The organism is bacterium, assembly GCA_035505375.1.
Classification (GTDB): domain Bacteria; phylum Hydrothermota; class Tepidihabitantia; order Tepidihabitantales; family Tepidihabitantaceae; genus UBA2258.
Window position 1 is genome coordinate 191,625 of the sequence record DATJQV010000075.1, and the last position, 20,751, is coordinate 212,375.

The 20,751-nt window shown below is 60.6% G+C and carries 6 protein-coding genes, 1 tRNA gene and 1 pseudogene; 3 read left to right on the plus strand and 5 right to left on the minus strand.

Features of this window, described 5'->3' with window-relative positions; all coding sequences use genetic code 11:
• Positions 1-672: 672 nt before the first annotated feature.
• A complete protein-coding gene (locus VMH22_12375) occupies positions 673-3,027 on the plus strand; it encodes a VIT domain-containing protein (GenBank protein ID HTW92490.1) in 2,355 nt (784 codons plus the stop codon).
• A gap of 1,166 nt (positions 3,028-4,193) precedes the next feature.
• Here the strand turns inward: VMH22_12375 and VMH22_12380 are convergent.
• Positions 4,194-9,422 (minus strand): sigma 54-interacting transcriptional regulator, encoded by a 5,229-nt coding sequence (locus VMH22_12380; protein HTW92491.1) that lies wholly within the window; start codon positions 9,420-9,422, stop codon positions 4,194-4,196.
• A gap of 588 nt (positions 9,423-10,010) precedes the next feature.
• On the opposite strand from VMH22_12380, the gene VMH22_12385 reads away from it, so the two are divergent.
• Positions 10,011-10,083: transfer RNA gene (locus VMH22_12385), tRNA-Lys, on the plus strand.
• 444 nt (positions 10,084-10,527) lie between these two features.
• Here the strand turns inward: VMH22_12385 and VMH22_12390 are convergent.
• From VMH22_12390 to VMH22_12400, 3 genes are all read right to left on the minus strand, one after another.
• Positions 10,528-11,961, minus strand: coding sequence for a hypothetical protein (locus VMH22_12390; protein ID HTW92492.1), 1,434 nt, complete (start codon positions 11,959-11,961; stop codon positions 10,528-10,530).
• A gap of 4 nt (positions 11,962-11,965) precedes the next feature.
• Positions 11,966-12,340, minus strand: a complete 375-nt coding sequence (locus VMH22_12395; protein ID HTW92493.1) for a hypothetical protein — start codon at positions 12,338-12,340, stop codon at positions 11,966-11,968.
• 171 nt (positions 12,341-12,511) lie between these two features.
• A complete protein-coding gene (locus VMH22_12400) occupies positions 12,512-13,693 on the minus strand; it encodes a hypothetical protein (GenBank protein ID HTW92494.1) in 1,182 nt (393 codons plus the stop codon).
• Positions 13,694-13,870: 177 nt separating this feature from the next.
• Between VMH22_12400 and VMH22_12405 the strand changes: the two are divergent.
• A pseudogene (locus tag VMH22_12405) lies at positions 13,871-14,239 on the plus strand (transposase).
• A gap of 350 nt (positions 14,240-14,589) precedes the next feature.
• Here VMH22_12405 and VMH22_12410 read toward each other — a convergent pair.
• Positions 14,590-17,940, minus strand: coding sequence for a T9SS type A sorting domain-containing protein (locus tag VMH22_12410; GenBank protein ID HTW92495.1), 3,351 nt, complete (start codon positions 17,938-17,940; stop codon positions 14,590-14,592).
• Positions 17,941-20,751 lie beyond the last annotated feature (2,811 nt).

Below are 20,751 nucleotides of genomic sequence, written 5' to 3' on the forward strand. Positions count from 1 at the left end.
AAATAGGTTCCTCATCCCGCGGATTCCAGGTTCACAGAGAGGCCAAAAGAACTGAAGGTCTAGTGACTCTCTCCAGTAGAGCGTAACTTCACTGCCCTCAGTCGGTTAGGCCTCGTCGGGTCGCGGAAAGCCCGCATATAGGGGTCGCCTGGGGGCTTGCCTTTTGGGGAGCTTTTGAAGAAGCCATGAAAGAAGCTTTGAAACGAGCTTTGAGTTGAGCTCTTCGAGGAGCTTTGACGCGAGCTTTCGACTGAGCTTCGCAGCGAGCGATGAAAGAGGCAATGCGCTGAGCTCTGCGACGAGCGATGCACCAAGCGATGTGACGAGCTTTGAACTGAGCAATGGAAGATGCTATGAAGTACGCTTTCGAGTGTGCATTCCGCGATGCTTTCCGGCGAGCTTTGAGACGAGCTTTCTAGCGAGCTTTCAAGGGAGCCTTCAAGGGCATTCTGGATTCAAGATTGATGATTGTAGATTGCCGAGCTGCGAGACGCGGCCCCGAATCTGCGGAATCTGTGGATGATGTCCTTGTCCGAGCCATCTGCGTCATCTGCGTAATCTGCGGTTGCTCTCTCCTTGTCTGCGCCGGTTGACCGGGCGCGCAGCCGGCCTATTATCCTGCGTGCGGAATAGGCGGCATCCGGTCCCGGTATATCCGAACGGAGGCAACTAATGAACCACCTGAAACTGTCACTGTGCGCGCTGTGCCTGGTCCTGCCGATGCTGGTTTCGGCTCAGCCTGCGGAGAAGCCCGCGGAAGACAAGACCCTGTCGCCCTACTTTCTGATAAAGAGCGACGACCCGACCGTTGACCGCCTGCCTTTGCTTTCGACCAAGGCCGATGTTTCCATTGCCGGCGTGATTGCGGACGTCAAGGTCAAGCAGGTCTACAAGAACGATGGGAAGAAGCCGATTGAGGCGGTCTACACGTTCCCGGCCTCAACTCGCGCCGCGGTTTACGCCATGAAGATGACGATTGGCGACCGCACCATCACCGCCCAGATACGCGAGCGCGAGAAGGCGCGACAGGAGTACGAGCAGGCGAAGCAGCACGGTCAGACCGCATCGCTGCTCGAACAGGAACGGCCCAACGTATTCCAGATGAACGTGGCGAACATCATGCCCGGCGACTTCATCACGGTCGAGATGTCCTACACCGAGCTTTTGGTCCCAGCCGAAGGGGTGTACGAGTTTGCCTACCCGACCGTGGTCGGCCCGCGCTATTCCAACATACCCGAGAATCATGCGAAGCAGACCGACCAGTGGGTGCAGAGCCCATACACCCATGAGGGCGAAGCGCCGAGCTATGAGTTCGGCATGAATGTGCGGCTTGCCGCCGGGTTGCCGATACAGGAGATTTCCTGCCCGTCGCACAAGACCAGTATCAAGTACGAGGGCCTGAACGATGCGACCATTGCTTTGGACTCTTCGGAGAAGCAGGGCGGCAACCGCGATTTCATCCTGCGCTACCGGCTGGCTGGCGGCAAGATTCAGTCCGGCCTGCTCCTGTACCAGGGCAAGGACGAGAACTTCTTCCTAGCCATGATTCAGCCGCCCAAGCGGGTGGATGTGACCGCGATTCCACCGCGCGAGTACATCTTCATCGTTGACGTATCCGGCTCGATGCACGGGTTTCCCTTGGACATCTCGAAGACGTTGCTGCGCAACCTGCTCACGAACCTGAGGCCCAGCGACTACTTCAACGTCGAGCTCTTCTCCGGCGTTAGCGCGGTGATGGCCGAGAAGTCGGTCCCGGTCACGCCCGCGAACATCGAGAACGCAATCGCCTTCATTGATAAGGAGCAGGGCTCGGGCGGGACGGAGGTGCTTCCTGCCCTCCAGCGCGCTCTTGCTCTGCCTCGCGTCGAAGGCGCTTCGCACACGATAGTCATCGCGACCGACGGCTATGTCACGGTTGAGACCGAGGCGTTCGACCTGATAAGGAAGAACCTCGGCGAAGCGAACCTGTTCGCGTTCGGCATCGGTTCGAGCGTGAACCGTCTCATCATCGAGGGCATGGCGCACGTCGGCATGGGCGAGCCGTTCGTCATCGACAAGCCCGAGGCGGCAGCGGCCCAGGCCGAGAAGTTCCGCGAGTACATCCAGAGCCCGGTGCTGACCGGGATTGACGTGGCGTACGGCGGATTCCAGGCCTACGACGTCGAGCCCAAAGCGATTCCCGACGTGATGGCCGAGCGACCGATAATCATCTTCGGCAAATGGCGCGGGACCCCGGAAGGGATGATTGCCGTCAGCGGGCTCGGAGGTTCAGGCAGATACAGCCAGGTGCTCAATGTCGCCGACGCGAGTCCGAATGAAGGAAACTCCGCGCTCCGGTATCTCTGGGCCCGACACATGGTCCAGATTCTCGCCGACTACAACAACCTCCGCGAAGACTCGGCCCGCGTGAAGCAGGTCACGGCCCTTGGCCTGAAGTACAGCCTGCTTACCCAGTACACGTCGTTCGTCGCGATTGACAAGAAGGTGCGGAACGTCGGCGGCAAACAGGAGGTAGTCGAACAGGCGCTGCCCATGCCGCAGGGCGTGTCCGACTACGCGGTCGGCGGTGGTGCCGCGGCCGGGTTCGGCGGCATGGGCAAGTCGGCCGCCGGCTACAGGGCGTACAGCGCCCCGGCAAGCTACAATGGCGCCGCCAAGCTGGAGGCCGACGAGATGGAGGCTGCGCCGATGCCACCACCTCCTCCCAGCAGTACCGTAAGGGTTTTTAAGATCGACATCCAGGGCGGCGTCCCGGAGCGAACGGTCAAGGCAGCCTTTCAGAAGCGGATGGTTGAGTTCGGGTCGGTGTATTCCTCAGAGCTTGCATCCCAGCCCGGACTGCATGGGAAGATGGTCGTCGAGTTCACGGTCGGCGCGGACGGGCAGGTGCGCGGCACGAAAGTCCTCGTGAACGAGCTGACCTCCGACTTCGGGCAGGCAGTCACCAGGCTGGTAGAGAGCCTGGCTATCGCCAACTCCAGCGGCAGTGACGCTACCATCAATGTAACCCTGATTTTCACACCTTAGCGCTGCCACGTTTCTTTCGACCCGGCGCGGGGAAGTTCGCCTTCCTCGCGCCGGTCGTTCTGCTCGGGTTGGCGGCTTGGGCATGGCAAGAAGATCGAATTGGAACTGATAGCCAGTTGTCGCCCTGCGGCAACAAGTGCGACAATGGCATTTGTCGCACCCGGAACGTCGCTTAGTTCCGCGACATACGGGAGTATGTTCCTGGCGCGCGAATGTCGGAACTGTTCAAGCAATGGAACTTACGTCGTCGCACTCCATTTCGCTGGATGGCATGCATCGTGCATTTAGGCCGATATCCTCCACAATCACTTTTCTCTGCGTTCTGGTCGAAATGATGATTCCGTAACGGCAGGTTGTACCGCCTCGACAGCCTCCGTCCAAACAGAAGAGCGCCCAGCGCACTGGGCAGCTCACACAGGTCGGCGCAGCAGTCAGTCAATCGGTCCCCGATCGGCAGTGAACCTTAATCCGGGATGGCGCGTCACACCTCAGCCTAACGGTCAGGAAGCTGCTCTCGACTGATGCTGCGCCGGCCTTTCTCCATTCGCCTGAGCGCGTATGAGGCGACAAGTTCGCCCTGACGCGGAGAAGGACCTCGGCTGCTGGGCATGACGGGTTCGGATGGGAAGGCGATTCCTGACAACGTTGACATTGGCGGGCCAACACTCGCGGACGCATGTGAGGAGCTCGGCGCGCTTGAGTTACTGCACGGTTGTGAGAGTACTCCGAGTGGCGGCGGGGGGCGCACCGGGGTAAGTCCACAGACGCTCACCCGCGAACCTGTCGGAAAAGAAGGCCGGCTGAGTCAACTTGTGGAGTCGGCTCAGCCGGCCGCAAACAGCGAAAGGACTAGCCGATTAAGATACCTACAGCATGCCCCTTATCAATACGGGGGCGGTGTTATAGGCAGCGGCATCGGCGGTATCGGGAACGGAGTTCCCATCATAAGGCCTCCTGGGGTTAAGAAGCTCTTTTACTGTCATAGGCAATTCTCATTCCAAGACGCGGGATAGCAGATAAAGCACGTATATACGATAGATAGATAACGTCTGCAGCGCCAACCGGCACGACTGCCAACGTCGGGTAATTGTCGCGCCACGCGGCGTGCCGCTGTAAGCGGTTGTAGCTCAGAATCTTACAACAATGCGTCAGGCTGCGGGCGGAACCTAGTATGGGTTTGTTCGGTCGATCTGGTGGCGTTGCAGAAGCCGCTGCAACTGCCGACGATGGATGGCGAGAACATATGCGGCTTGGCTTACGTTTCCTCCGGTCTCGCGTAGCGCTTTCACAATTTCTTCGCGCCCAAGACGCCGCCGCTGCGCACGGCCGGAGTCAGGCCTTTTCTCGACTTCAGAGAACTGAGTTCCCACGTCGTCGGTCGTGATCAGATTCTTCTGTGCCATTATGACCGAACGCTCGACGACGTTCTGCAGCTCGCGAACGTTGCCCGGCCATGCGTAGCCGGCAAACGATTCCAACACCGCATCTTCGAATCCGTCCACAGCCTTGTTGAGCTGACCGGCATAGCGTTTGACGAAATAGGTGGCCAGCAATTCTACATCGCCCGTACGCTCGCGGAGAGCCGGGACATTGATGGTAACGCCGTTGATCCGGTAGAACAGGTCCTCGCGGAACCGCCCGGTCTGTACCTCTTGCTGGATGTCGCGGTTTGTCGCACAGATGAGCCGGACGTCCACCTGCCGCGGCTTGGTCTCACCGACCCGGCGAGTGACCTTCTCATCGAGAACCTGCAGCAGTTTGGCCTGGACGCCGAGGGTCGTGTTGCTGACCTCGTCCAGGAATACCGTCCCGCCGACCGCGGCCTCGAACAGCCCTTCTTTGTCCCTGACCGCGCCGGTGAACGCGCCCCGGGCGTGTCCGAACAGTTCGGATTCGAACAGGTTCTCCGGCAGCGCGCCGCAGTTAATGGACATGAACCCCTGGGCGTGGCGCTCGCTCTTCGCGTGAATCAGGCGGGCAAGCACACCCTTGCCGGTACCGGTCTCTCCGGTCAGCAGCACCGTGCAACTGGAAGGCGCGATGCGGTCGATCACCCGGTACACTTCCTTCATCGCCCGGGAGCGGCCCAGGAAGTACCCGGTTGCGGCATCGACCAGCATGTCCTCGCGCAACGCCAGCATGTCCTCCTGCAGTTTCTTGAAAGCCGCCGACTTGTCGATGGTAGCAGCCAGCAGGCTTGCGACGGAAATGAGCAGGTTCATGTCCTCCTCGAGGAAGAGGTGCGAGGTGACCCGGCTGTCGACATAGATCGTGCCGATGACCCGGTTCTCGACGGTGAGCGGCACGCAGAGAAGCGAGTGGATCTTGTTGAGCAGCACACTGTTCGAAGTGTTGAAGCGGGGGTCAGTCATGGCATCGGAGCTCAAAACCATTTCGCCGTGCCGCCGCACGCGGCGCAGGACCGAACGGGAGATCGCAGTGGCATCCTCGATGGTAGTGTGGTCGACGTTCCGCGCCGCCGCCGGCACCAGCTTCCCGCGCTGCATGAGGAAAAGAAGGCCGCGTTCGGCCTGGATGACGTTGATCACCGAGTCGAGGACATGTTCGAGAAAATCTTCCTTCTCCAGTCCCAGGCCGATCAGCCGGCTGACTTCGTAGAAGACCTTGAGATACTCTTCCCGGCCGCGCGCCTTGAGCCGCATGGTTGACGACACGTGGTTGACGGTCTCCAGCAGCTCGTCGGCCCGCTGCGCGTCGGGTCGAGCGCCGATCAAGCGAAGGATGGCCTGGGCTTCTCTGAGGTTGGCCAGCGCCTCGCTGACGTCCTGCTCTGCGACCGGGCGGAAGGATAGCGGGATGTTCAGGTCGACCGGCATCTCGCCCCGGCTGTGCCTGGTCAGCGCCAGGGCCGAGGCCATGAGCGAAAGCGCGAGTTCGTGCCTGGAACCGATGTCCCGCAGCAGTTCGATGCTCCGGCGAATCTCCCTGGTCCCGCGGTCGGCCCGTTCAAGCATGCACTTGGCCAACCCCGAGAACCGCAGCGCTATCGCGTACTCTTTCGACGTCGTATGGTCGCCGCAGTAGCCGAGAGCCCGGCGCGCATCCTCGGCCGCCCGCAGAAAATCGCCGGTAGCCAGTCGCTGTTCGCTCGCCAGCGTATAAAGCTGGGCCAGGCGCCGCGGGGCGCGCTCGCGCCTGACCGGCAGAAGCGTATCGACGATAGCTTTTCGTGCCGGTTCGATTCGCCCGGCCCGGAGCAGGAACTGGATTCGGCAGACGCCGAGCACGAACCTCAGGTCAGGATTCGGATTCTGAGCTGCCAGCGCCTCGGCCTCAGTGAGCAGCCGCTCGGCGTCCGACATTTCGCCACGCCCGGTAAGCAGTTGGGCCAGGTTCGCCATGACCACCACCCGGCGTCCGTACGAGTCGGCCGACGCCGGCGGCTGCAGCTCGAGCGCCCGCCGGTAGAAGGCCAGCGCCTGGTCCCAGTCACCGCGTTCGTCGCACGTCATCCCGAGGTTCGAGTTGAGGTCGGCGGTGGCTGCGCGGTTGCCGATGCGCTCGGCCAGGTTCAGGGCTTCGGCAAAGTAGTCATTCGCCTCGGTCCAGTGCCCCTCTTCCTGGCAGATGATCCCCAGCCCCTGCAGTGAACGCAGGAGGAAGTCTACCTCGCCCGAGCGCCGTTGCTGCGACAGGAACCGCTGGTAGTGCTCCCGCGCCCTGGCGATCTCACCCCGGCGCCACCAGAGCGTCGCCAGCAACTGGCTGGCTTCGCCGGCGCTGTGATTGTCACCGATTGCCTCATACGTTTCGAGGCCACGCTCAACCAGCTGTTGCGACAGCACGGAATCGCCCCGCGACCAGGCCAGCACGCCGAGATTGTAGAACGAGCGGGCCGAAAGTCGGCCGGAGACCGCCGGCATCCGGTCTTTCAAGCTCTCAGCCAGTCGCAGGGCATCGGACAGGAGTTGCTCGGCCCGGCCAAAGCCGCCGACCCCGATGTACGACCAGCCCAGGTCGCTGAGAATGTCGATATACAAGGGCGTAGCCCGGTCTGATTGCATCAGCAGCGCCTGGTTGAAGCTGTCCAGCGCCTGGTGGTGCTGTCCCCGCTTCTGCTGCACCAGTCCCAGCTTGCGCAGAAATCGGGACATCAGCGTCTTGTCCTGCGACAGCTCCGGGTCGGCGGTGACGATTGCCATGCCACGCGAATAGGCGTCGACCGCCTCCGGATACTTGCCGGTAGCTTCACGCAATTCTCCGACCCGCTCGAGCAACTCCACGCGTTCACGGGCGGACCGGGCCTGCGCCGAAAAGGCGAGGGCGGCCTCATAGCAACCCAGCGCCTGTTCGTTCAGCCGGTTTTCCCGCGCCCGAGCCCCGGCCCGCAGCGAATAGCCATAGGCTCTGTCCTCGATGCCCGCCTGCGCATAGTGGTGGGCCAGGTCATGAATCAGCTTGTCCGGCTTGCCCGGGTGCAGCAGTTCCAGCACCTCCGCGACCCGTCGGTGCAACTCGCGCCGCTCCGCGGCCGACAATCGTTCAGAAACCGTCGCCTCCAGTATCTTGCTGGAAAGAACAAACGACGCATCCGCGTCGCCGGCGTAACTGCGCAGCAGGCCCTGCGACTTCAGTCTCGCAGTTGCGTTGAACAGAGTCCGTTCGTCCTGACCGAGTGCCGCGCTCAGGAAACCCACGGTGAATGGTCCGGACGTGGTCGCACCGACCTGGAGAACGCTCAGCTCATCCGCCGGCAGCGCCTCCAGTCGTTTCTGCAGGACGTCGGTGACTGAACTCGGCGCGCTGGACGCGCTCAGGGCGTCCTCAACCAGGGCCCAGCGACTGCCCCGCCGGACAAGGACATTGCCGTCAATGAGGGAACGGACGGTCTCGATTACAAACAGCGGGCTGCCGCCGGTGGCGTGCATCAGCCACTGTGTCAGGCGTTCGCTGCCCGGCAGCTCACCGACCAGCGAAGCCAGCAACGCGGTGACCTCCTTCTCTCCCATCGGCGGCAGCGCCATGTGACGGAAGCTGCTTGCCGGTCCGAGCCCCGCGACCAGGTCGAGGAGCCGCGCTTCATTCACGCCGGCTACAAGCACCATCAACCGTTCGTTGCCGAGGCTGAACACAAGGTAGCGCAGGAACTCGAGACTGGTCGAGTCGTAAAGCTCGAAGTCGTCGACAATCAGCACGAGGCTGTGCCGCACCCGGGGCGAGGAACTCATTTCCTTCAGACCACCGACCAGGGTATCGAACAACCGGTATTTCTCCTCGGTGGTCGCGGCCCGGCTCTCGCCGGCATCGGGCCCGCCGACCGGGGAGCGGGCGCTCAGGTAGTCTAGGGTCATCCCCACCAGTGACCGGCTCCCGCCGCCGAGCGAGGACGGCTCGAACGAAACGATAGTCGCGCCATCCAACTGGGCCATGAACCTGAACTCGGAAAGCAGCCGGCTCTTGCCGACGCCGCGCTCACCGGTGATGCAGGCGGCGCGCGCCGTTCCCCTGCTCGTGTCGTCCAGCATCGCCTTGAGGCCCGCCAGTTCGTCGCTGCGGCCCAGGAAGCCCGGTGCCGCAGTGTATCCCTGCGGCTCGGCGAGACCGAGCGGTTCGCCGCCGGGACGCGACAAGACCTCAATCACTGCCGCCGCTGATCGCGGCCTGCGCTCAGGTTCCTTGTGGACGAGCGACAGAAGCACCGACTCGAAATCCTCGGGGATACTCTGGTTGAATTCCCGTGGCGCCTTGAATTCGGAGTAGTACTGCATTCTAAGCCAGGCCAGAAGGTCCCGCTCCTTGCCCGGCCCCCGGCCGGTTACCACCTCGTAGAGCACAAGCCCGAGCGAGTAGAGGTCGGCCCGAGCGTCGGCGTCAACGCCCTTGAGCACCTCCGGGGCGACGTAACCGAGCGTTCCTCGCGGAACCGAGGTGTCGGACAGCGACAGCCGCTCCGCGAGGCCGAAGTCGAGCAGCTTGGCTCGTGGCGAACCATCAATATCCGCCACCAGCAAGTTCTGCGGCTTCAGGTCGGAGTGAATCAGCCCCTGGGCGTGTATTCGGTCGAGCGCTGCCAGCACCTGCAGGGAGACATCCACCAGTCCGGGTTGGAAGCCGGTCGCAAAGAACGCGGTGATGGGCCGGCCGTCGAAGAACTCCATCGTGAAGAACGGCCTGCCCTCGGGAGTCGACCCGTAGTCGAACGCGCTGACGATGTTCGGGTGTGTGAAGCGGGACAGGTAGTAGAACTCGCGGCTGAGACTCCGTTCCTCCGTCTTGGGGGCGTCCTCCCTTAGAATCTTGAGCGCCAGCAAGCGGTCGCCGATGGCGTCCCTAACCTTATACGTTTCAGCAGTTTCACCGCCTCCAAGTCTGGCAATCACCTCGTACCGGTCGGCCAACAACTGCGATGCCCGGAACGGTTCGGTCTGAGCCATAGAACAATCATAGCACAGCTCTCCCACTCGGTCAAACATCGGTGCGACAATGCGGTGCGACAATGCTCCACTCTCTGTCACAAGCCTATCAGTTTATAAGCCAGTAACTTAGCGCTGCATCGGACCCGCGGCAGTTATCTAGACGGCAGATCCGTCGGACGCTTGTCTCTGCGGGGGTAGGTTGGCGACACGGGAAGAACCATGGAGAAAGCGCCATTCCAGTCATGCTGGCACGGACCCTGCTAAGGCAGTTCGGTCCAGGTAGCCTGCCGATGTCATGGTCCCCAACCATTGCTCGCCATGGGTGCGGTTGCCAGTCTTCGGAATCGACCTTTCCCAGTCAATGCTCGCGCCGAGACGGTGGACGGGGCGATGCCGAAATGGCGGTCCTCCGTATAGCGACTGCGCCGCGAGGACTCAAGCCGGCGGGCGAAGCTCAAGGGTCGGAGCGCCGTCTCGGAGCTCTCACTCGCAGATGGGCGGCACTGCGCCGGCGTCCGCAATCCCCATACAGAGGAGAGACGACTCCGGCTAGCCGACTCTTGACATCCGCGCACATGAAACTACAATCTCCAACGTGAAACCGTTGGGCCGTTAGCTCAGATGGAAGAGCACCTGATTTTTAATCCGGTGGCCGCAGGTTCGAATCCTGCACGGCCCATTCGCCGAAGCACGAGGTACAGGATCCATGCGCCTCCTGCCCGGCCCATCCGATCAGCCTCTCAAGTCAATGTCCCTTGACAGCCCTCGGTCTTATGCTACTGGCGACGAACTCAAAGGTAGACGGCAGAAGTGCGGCGAGCGTCGGGACTTCATGCCAGCCTACTTGGTGCGCGACCAGACCTAGCCCGCTCCAGCGGGTCAGGGGGTCACCTACCCCCTCCCCCCATAACTGAACTTACCGAATGAGGGCTGCGCCATGCGCGCCCAAGGCGGCCGAAGAGGCCCGGACAGACTGAGATGGCCGTGGAGACGGCCGACCTGAGTTTGAACCCAAGCATAGTCGACGATGCAGGACGACCTCGTTATCTCTGAAACAACACGCTGAGATTCTGCCTCGTCAGAAGAGCGTACTGACGGCGTCTAGCATGACCGCCGCGACTGATTACGTCCGGAGCCGCCGGAGCTCCTCCAAGGAGCGCCTAAGCCGCTCGAGATCTTCCCCTCCAGTGGCGCTGCCCATCATCGGCTCTCTGTCAGTTAAGACGCATTCCCTCAAGAAGCCGTCGTAGGTCGTGGGCCCTGAGACTTCTCTGCTGACAGTAGGCATCAGCTCTTCTCGCTTCGCCAGCACTCTCTTAACAAGGGACGGCTCCTCTCGGCTCAGCAGGTAGATGGGAGGCCGAGTCCCTTCCGCAAGCCAGTGCCGTGCCTTGTCCCTGGTCGACCCGCCCTTGGGCCAGTTCGCTATCTCGGTTAGGTCTATTGTAGCGTAGTGGCCGTAGTCGATAGGCCACTCTGCAAGCAGCCTAGTCACAAACGCGGGTATTCTTGGGACCAGGTCTTGAACTAGGTCTCCGGTAGGGTCCGTGCACATCATCCTCGCCACGATCTCTTCTATTGCGTCGATTGCTTCCTCGCGCGACGCCTCAATACGCCCGGCGAGCAGTTCGATGAGCCGATCAGGATCCTCTGGCACCCCAGTTGCATCCAGAAGACTAGAGATGGCTGCGTCCTCATCTAGCTTGTGCAGCCCAAACTCCACTTCTGGGTAGTAGACACGAAGGATCGCCAGGTCGGCTTCGCTCAATGTTTCCACGGTTGCCTCATTGAGCCGCCGGGCAGCCGGATTCCTCAGCGGGTCGGTGTTGTTCCTGACTTGCCGCCGCAGCCGGCAATCCATGTAGATAGCCTTGGCTTCGAGGCGACCCGCGGCGCGAAGCAGGCCGGGCATTGTGATTTCGAACATCTTCCGCCAGCTGTCAATACCCAACACCGATTCTGCGAGCGCAAACAGCTCCCGATAGGCAAGGATTTCACGCCAGAATCGTGCTCGTATAGCGTTTGTCTGCCTGAAGTGCCGAACAAGGCCAGTTATGTCTGCGTGGCGGGCGCGTTCCAGCAATTCAAGCCCAACTGCTGGAGTGGCAAGGTCGAACGAGATATCACTACGGGTCGAGGGCCCCGAAGCAGTTGCGAGAGGCGCACTGCAGAGGAGGCTGATGCCGATGGCCGCCTTGACTTTATCGCCGCGTCTACCCATTCCGTCCAGTTCGTCACCTGACTCCTCGGTCATGACGGCCGCAAGACAGAATTGGTCCAGGATTCGCTCCAGCTCAAGCGTACTGACCAATAGTCCGCTGATGAGGTAGTGGGCAGGCGCGAGATCGCGGACTAATCGCTCACAGACATCGCCGATGCGGGCGTAGATTGGCATGTCTGCTGACTTCACGCTGGTTCTGAGCCGCCATGCTATGCCCGGAGCTAGGAGACTCCGCTTCATCGTGATCCGTTCGAAGTAGTCCAATGTCAACAAGGCTGCAATCTCCCAGGGACCAATCGGCCATACGCCTGGGTTCATGTTTACGTTCTTTCGCATGCTGTCAGCTCCTTGCCTCGCGGTTCAACATGAACCGCTCTATCTTCTCTATGCGACTGGCCGTCTGAACAATCTCGAAGGCCCTCAGAAGCTGCCCCGCCAATGCGCAGATGCAGTTCGCGATTCTGGGGTCGAGCTCGCCCGACCGCACGCGGCCAACGGTGTCGGCCAGAAGTGTTACTACGTCGATTGGCGCATCTACCGGCATGACAGGAATGGGTTCCATCAAGACTGGCGCGTGCGTCCGGCCACCCCGTGCCTGAGCCGCACGCTTCTCATCGGCGCTTATTGACGGATTATGTATGTAGCAGTGGGTGGTGCCCACCATGGCTTGGGCCCCGCACCGCTCGCCGTTATGCTTCAGGAATTCGCATTGCATATGATTGCCTCCACGTGTAAGAACTTCTGGCGATGTCGGCTGCTCCCGCCCGCGGTGTCCGCAGGGACGCACGAGCATTGCGTCCAGCTGCGGCCTGCGCGAACGGGCTCGGGCTGTGCCTGGTGTACTCGCAGAAGATCGTGAGTACTCCCGTCCCCCCTGTCCGTCGGGTCACTGCCGTGCGCTGTCGACAAGCTGTCGCCATGTGGGTCGCAACCTCTGTTCAAGCAGGAAGTCCGCTGCAACCTCTCCTCGTCCCCCGTAGCTCTTGAGGTCGAGAAAGAGCTGTATGTCGGACACGACTCTGCCGGCGGGGGCCGCAGGATCGGCGGGGCAGAGATCTGAGCCCAGTTCCCGAACACCGAAGAACACGCCTTCATCATAGGGCTCAAGAAACACGAGGTTGGCGTCGCCCGATACCGGCTTGAGCCCAAGCGCCGACTGAAGCTCATCCTGTCTTCCTGACACGTAGGCAAACGCCGTGTCATAGCGCGGCATCGGCGCGATCAGGGCGGCGCCGGAAGTGATCGTGAAAGCGTAGTCAAGGTTGTTGCCACGGCAGTACGCAGCCAGACGTCGTTCAAGAGCCCTGGTTTCTTCAAACGCGTAGTATTCGGTGGGGCTGTTTCTGGTGTAAGAGTAGTTCTTCGACCACTCAAGTAGCAGCTCCTCGGGCTTTGCCAGCCGGAAACGTCGGCCAGGACCCTTGCCCGATTCGCTGGCCAGCTCGGCGTCGAGTAGCAGAGTTTTGACATGAGACGCTTGGCCCATACTCACTTTCGCCTCCGCTGCCAGATCACTCACACGCCACTCGCGGCCCGTGTCGGTCAGGACCACCCGTACGCACCTGCCTGCCTTGGGGGTGAACAACGACTTGAGCCCTCGGCCGGTTCGAAACAGGTTGGGTCTCCCCTCCATGCTGATGTATGCTCCGTCGACCGTAAGCAGGCAGTTACCACATAGGTCTATGAATCCGATATGTTCATCCCGACACACACGACGAGTGTTTTCGGAGATGTATGGTGCGACAAACACGCCGTAGCGCGAGCGGCCTGAGGCACGGCTTGCGGCAACGAGTGCCCGCAATCTGGCGGCCGCGAGCCGGGCGACGCGCGGCTCACCAGAGGATCTCGCTTCGATGAGAAACTCGTATCGCTTGTCGTCCGGCGCCGAGACCTCGACAGCGATGTCCGGCTCAACCTCTCGCCACCGACGTGAGCCGTGGCTGTCCCGGCGACTGAAAGACAGGATACGTAAGGCGGACTGGAGACTCAGCAACTGCCGCATTGCCACCTCGACCCTCGCCACGACCTCGGCGTCCGACATTACTTTCAGTCTTTTGGTAACTTTCATCGTTTGGTAAATATAGAGAAAACTTCTGCAATGTCAAGCTTGATGTGCTAATGTTGCTTCTTCTGGTGCTAACCACATCCATCCAGCTTCTTAGCACCTCTAGGAGTCTGTGCTCCAGCCCGGCCTCAAGTGCATCGTTGCTAAACTCTAGACTCTTCCGACGTTCCGGGAGGCGAAGTTCGGTTTTTTGAGCAGGTCGATGCCGAGACGCTGGCCGAATTGGACCTCCATCTGATAGTCGACAACTACGGCACGCATAAGCAGGAGCGGGTCAGAACCCGGTTGGGGCGGCACCCGCGTTTCCATCTACACTTCACGCCGACATCATCATCATGGCTCAACATGGTCGAGCGCTGGTTCCGGGAATTAACGGTGAAGCGGCTGCGGCGAGGCAGCTTCGACAGCGTGCCTGCCATGGAGAAGACGATCTCAGACTACATCGTCACAAGCAACTAGCGTCCGCATATCTTCGTCTGGGTCGCCACCGTCGAGAGCATCATGCGCAAGATGGCCAAATGTGAAGAAGCGTGTGACGTATCACGCTAGCGGGGTCTCAAGAGCAGTTGCTGGCGAGATCGGTCGTACACGATTCGAACCTGCCGCCACCGGATTGGCAATCCGGTGGCCGGGGCGGTGTGGATCGCCTCCAGGCGCGTGACACTACGACGGCGAGATACAGCAGTTGCCGCGGATAGTCAGAAGTACCGCCTTGGACATTCGACTCCTTTTGCGGCACAGACTTCCATGACTCGCGGGCGGGGGTGTCGAATAGACGGGAGGGATCGAGCCGCGCCCCGAAGCGTGCCGGCTGACGTCGGTCAGTATGCTGCGACCGGTCGGGACTTTGCCGGCCCCGGCAGTCCGCGCGCTGGACCGCCGCGACCTACGTCGTGCCGCTAGCGCTGCACGACCAGCCTCTGCGAAGCCTCAAAGCCGAAGCTCGATAGCTTCACAAGGTACACGCCGCTACTGATGTGCCGGAGATCCAGGCTTGCGACTCCGCTTCGAGCTAGAGCGAGGTGAGAGGTCATGGTCTGTTGCCCGGCAACATTGTAGACACGCAGCCATGCCAAGCCGGCTCTGGGCAGATTGTACCGCACCGTCGTCAGTCCGCCCATCAGCGGATTCGGGGTAATCGTGAACGAAAAGTTCCCGATGCTCGTGCTGTAGGCCATCACGCCTCCGCGGTCCGGCTGAGCCACGGCTGCCGCCACATCGTACGGCGTGTAGCGCCAGAACTCAAGTGACCGGTTGCCCTTGAAGGCAAATAGCCCGATGCCACGAGCCCCTGTCAGGGCCGCTCCAGCCATTACCTTCTTATGCTGCCCGCTCGTACCAACGAGCGGGATGTCGTCTTGAGTGTGCCAGGAGTCGCCGAGCGGGAAGTAGCGCCAGAACTCGGTGGTATTGTTGCCCTTAAAGGCGTAGAGACTCCCGGAGTACCACGCCGCGCAGGAACCGTCCTTCGCCTTCTTGCAACCCGCAGTCCCCGGTATCGGCATCGGTCGCTTTGCCTGGCTCCAAGTGTCTGCGTCCGTGTCGTAAATATACATCTCGTGGTACTTCGCCTTGAAGGCGTACAGGTAGTGACCCGCATCCGCATCCGCGACCAGCCAGGAACCATCATTGTACTTGACGTGGCTCGCAAGCCCGATCGGAGCATCCAATAGTTGGGTCCAGCCGTTGGTCGTCGGATTGTACTTGTAGAACTCGTTACAGTAGCCCTTCAGCAGGTACACATTCCCGACGCCGTGCTTGGTCGCCCAGGCGATCCCAGCGCCATGCTTGACCTTCTTGCCCGACGAACCCTTCGGGACGTTCGTGAGCTGAGTCCACGCCTTAGTATCGGCATCGTAGCCCCAGAACCCGGCCGTGTTGTTGCCCTTGGTCAGGTAAAGCTCGCCATGGCCGTCCGAGCAGACTACCGAGCCCGTGTACGGCGCCTTCTTGTCCGCGCCCAGCGGAATGGACGCCAGTGTCGTCCAGGTGCCCTGCGGCACACTGTATGAGTAGAAGTCGCCCGTCCTGTTGCCCGTTGAGGCGTAGACGAGATCCGTGCCCGCATCGTAGGCGAGACAGCCGCCAACCCCTACAGGCTTGTCCTCCCGACCCGCTGGCAGGCTGGTCACCTGGGACCATCCGTACCATCCGGCGACGATGACGCTTACGATGCCGGTTGCCCTATCGTTTTCGGGATGTATGTCTTGGGCCAGTTCGGTCGAGCAACGCGTGGCATAGGTGCCGCGTTGACCCGCGGTCCAGTCCGGAAACGACACAATCACGGAATCGCCGGATGCGAGTTTGGAAACGGTTTGGGTATTGGAGTAACTCGTACCGATGCGGAAAGTGACCGGGAATGTCACGACGGACGTGCCTAGGTTCTTGACCCGGGCCTGCGGCGTGATGGTTGCGCCCGAGTCAACGGTGCCGACCGGTGCGACAATGGACTGTACCCCAACGTCAAGAGAATTAACGGTGTATCGCTGCTCAAACGCGCCCAAGTCCAGTGGTTGCCCGACAGCAGGTAATCCGGGCAGGGGAAAGTAGGTCACACCCCTGAGTACGAACTTATGCGATAGGTCGAGCGCTGCTTTTCGGGCAGTGCTCGTGTCAGGAACAAGCCAATCATGCCGCACGTTCAGGGGCCAGACCTGATGGGCTTCATTGCCAAGGATGGTATCCGTGCTCCACTGATTATGTCGGTCGTATCCGGCAAACTTCATATAGCCCCAATAGCTGTATAGTCCCCCCAGGAAGTTGTAGTCGAAGCCGGCGAAGCAAGTCGTATCGCCATTGGAAAACCTGTCAGAGTTAGATGTCAGCATCCCAGATGAGAAGACATTGTTGACAACCCTCATGCTCTCGCAGGCGGGCCAAACCGGATTGAGCGCATACGCCCCACCGGAAAAGCTGTTGTGATAGAACCAAACGCGGGGAGCCTTAGCAGTACCGTGAATGATGTTGTTGTCGCACCCGCCCATCTTGTGAAAGAAGATATGTGCCCCGGCGTCAGAATCTTGATAGGAAGTGTTGTTGTAGAAGTAGACCAGCCGACTCGTGTCCACTCCGCCCATGCCAATCGCTGATATTCTGATGCTGATGGCGGAGTGAATGAAGGTGTTTCCGTATATGAGGTCACTATCATTATTCGGATAGCTCTCGACGCCCGGTCCTGATGTGTGAGTGATGGCGTTGCTGAATACGCTCGTGTGCCGCGTCGAATATGATAGCAGGATAGCGCCGAAGTTGTCATGGAGCCGGTTGCCTGAAATCGTATGCCCAGTGCCCCCTTGAATGTTGACATCACCGACATCGGCGTTCTCGAACTTCCTGAAGCAGTATGACGCGCAGTGCCGCCGAGTCGTATCGCGGGCATAACCGCCCCCCTCCCACTCCCCGAACAGCATAGTCGTGTCCATGCCGCCCGCAATGTCGTTGTTGATGAAGGTGCAGCTATCGGCTTCTGTCGTCTTTGGGCCAACTAGGACTCGGCCAAACCCGCCACGCAGGACGCAGTTCTTGATAGTCAGATGCGAACAGTCCCATCCGAGTACATCGTCGGCATAGCCTACCATCTTCAGATGTTCGACGGTGATATTCCGCTTGCCCTCGATGTAGAAACCCTCGTTCCAGTGCGATGCCCGTAGCGTTAGCGTATTCGGATTAACATTGTTCCTGAACCGGATGTAGGTTGTATCTCCGGTATTGCTGTTGCAGAATAGACAGCGTAGGTCGTCCCAGAAGCGGGTTGACTCGGACATGCCGAACGGATGCCAATACCTATTCGTATCGTAGGCAAGCATCTGCCGGCCAGTCCCCGGCATATAGTCACCTACCGAATCCATGTAGGCCTTCAGGAATTGCTCGGAGTCCTGCATGACGATGTAGGGGCCATACGTTGGGCCGGTTACATTCGTGGCCTCGTAGACTCCGGCCCCGATTGATGGTGCAGCAAGCCATGTCGTCGTAACCGGTCTTGTCCCGTCCATCGTGACGGCAGGACTCCCATCGTTGTACACGTCACCTCGCACGACCACATTGTCGGTGCGGAACGTGTCGCACTCACTATAAGACCCGGCTTCGACAAACACTGTGTCGCCGCTCGCCGCCGAATTGATGCCCTTCTGAATCGTCAGGAACGGGTGCACTGAGCTGCCGTCGTTGACGTCGCTACCCGTCGTGGCGACGTAATAGGTCGTAGCGAATGCCGCACAGGACAGGCCACATAGCAGAAACAAATATCTCATAGAGGTCTCCTAAGTTGGTGCTCCGCTGCGTCGCGTGGACGGCAACGGGCTCTTCCAGACATGATATCCCATGGCCCCGGCGCAGTTGGGTCTAGGGAACTCCGCTCTCTCGACATAGCATCGTGTCTTCCGGCGATTTCTGACATAGATGCTACCTCTCGTAAGCGTCCAGGCTGAAGTTAGCGTAGATTGCACAGCGATGATCCAGCCGCATAGCTGAGTCGGGTGTGGCCACGTGACGAGGAGCGTGGCGTAGGCAATCATGGGCGGAACGCCAAGACATGACCACTGCCTCGGTGTCAATCGGTTCGTCTAGCCCACCGCCGTTGCCGACAAGAACAGCACGGCCGGCATTGCCTTGAACAATCTTATACTCGAGCGGTCGTTTCGGCCTTGCGGTTTCCGCGCATTCTTCCCTCGTCATGGTCCTACGCCTGCTGTTCACATCAAAGCTGGAGCGACCCTGAGGTCGATACAATTGGAACTTGACGTCCGAAAGTGCCCCGGATTCTGCCCCTGGGCATCCACTGCCCTCGACCTCTCGGGACGCGTTGCATGGATGCCGGAGTGGGGCATGTTCTTGCACTTGGACAGACAGACCGGACGCTGAGGATGGATGTTGCGTCATTCCGACCCGCCCCGGTAACCTCTTGCCAATCCGAGAACTGACAGGCCGCGCCCGGATGGGTAACGGCACATTGGTGGGCCACGATTGGCCTGTTGCAGCTTCCGTGCCAAAGAGCTGCGGACCTGACCCGATTGCATTCTAGAGTAAACGGACTCTCAAAATTGTCTCCGAACAGATACAAGGGGTAGCTGTTAGGCTCTCCCCGAGACGCTGCTGACCTGGGCGAACCATGATCTTCCTTCAGTACATCTTTCGACTCCACTACGGATGAACGGGCGCAAGACCATTCTACTCGACGTCACGTCTCAGGGCAAGCCTTCCGTTGCCCAGAGGCAAGGCTGACAACGACGCCGCGGCCGTTCTTGAGCACCTGCATGCACACCCACAGGAGTTCGCTGCCTCAACGCGCAGTCTCCTTGCAGAGACTGATGACGCCGTCAAGTGCATGGTCGCCGTTTCCCGCGGCTTGCACGGCGAGCTCGCCAGCACGCACGGTCCGAGCACTGACGAGATGCGACAACTGTTGCGTCGCACCAGGGGTGACGAAGAACCTGCGCCGGGCCGAACGCCCACGCTGTGTGGGATAGACGGCCTTCCGTTTTTGAATGCTGGCTCGACCGCGTTCTTTACAATGTGCATGAATTTGCGGCAGTCTGTAGACGACTAGTTTCCGTCTGGATACAAGACTGGCGCTTTGCTGCCGGGGCCGGTCCGTACGGCAAGCGCCCATCCAAGCAATCGCCGCGGTCGTGCAAAGGACGCTCCGTGCTAGGGCGTATTGGGTTGAGGTTCACGGACTTGCATGACGGCACGTCAGGGTTTCGCGTCAGGAGCTTCGCCATCGCGGATTAGACATGGGGCGCGCGGTCAGTTCGTGCCCGCTGCGCCGCGCGGGCCCCATGTGGGCACGCGGCGGGGCTCGACCGCGTGCTGTCGCCGGAACGCCACCGCCGCGCTGCAAGATGAAGCGGTTTCGGGTCCGGTACCTAGGACGCAGTCGGGAGCGAACGTGGCCTCGTCGCTGGACTTGGTGCAAGACTGCGACACCTGTTCGTCGCACTGTCCATGGGCTTGACGCTTGTTGTGACAACAATACTCGGTTTGTATCACCTCGGAGACTCGGTCTCCGGTGGGAGACAAGGCCGGCGTCGTTGCACGGCGTGAGTGTGGGATCAGGCTTTCTTTGTGGCAATCGCCGGCAGCTATGTGATCGCGATTCTGCCGCGTCGGTCGAGACGGCAGCGAAGAAGGACCGGGACAAGGCGCCACTGCTCCGGACCGCGTATGCGATCCTGCGTTTCAGCTGCGGCCCCGGGTGCCTGACTGGCCTTGCGAGATATTGGAATCGTTGGAGGGACAAGACCGGGAAGGTCCCGAAGCTCGGAGCTCGCCCAATCCTCGACGGCAAGGACCAACAAGGGGGCCGTCCGCTGGAAACTGGGCGAGGCAGTAATAGCTGTTCGATCTCTGGAGTGGACGTGCTGCCCTGGAAGCGATACTGCGGACGCTCGGCCTGACGGACGGCGAAGGGGTTGGCGTTTGGCGCCATTCCTTTGTCGCCACCGCAGAGTCCTTACGCAACTCCGGTGCTCTTCGCTATGCCTTCTGCTGGTCGTTTCGCTGCGATCGCTCGAAGCACGTCGACAAGTCATCACGTTTCTACCATGGAACGAGGAAATGCCATCTGGGCTAGATTGGTGTCCTGCTTCCTTGAGCGGGGCGTCGCCATGAGCCCGTCAGAAACGACCAGCGCGCTTGGCGTTCAAGATCCTCAAAGAATGGAGGTCTGCTGACATGGATGGTGCAGCGGGCCAAGAGCGGACTGACAACCAGCGGGCGGTTAGGGCAGTTCTCAGCGTCCTGCCGGCTTACATCGAGAGTAACCCGAAGGGCAGAGTCCCACGGGCTTTGCCCGTGGGCGAATGGCTCGGTACAGACGGAGGGTCTCTGCCCGTGCGTATCCACTATTCCAATGAACACACGTGGCCCAGCAGGGCACTTGGTTTCTCTTGACACGCGAACCGACGGAGATAATCTGAGGTAGAGGTTGAGTGCGGATTGTCGGGAGACCGGTCAGGTTTGAACGGCCAGTCGCATGACGCGGTCCGCGATGCCGGGCAGATTGGGTGATCTGCCTTCTCCCAACATCTCACTTGTAACAACCCCTCATCAGGCATAGAACC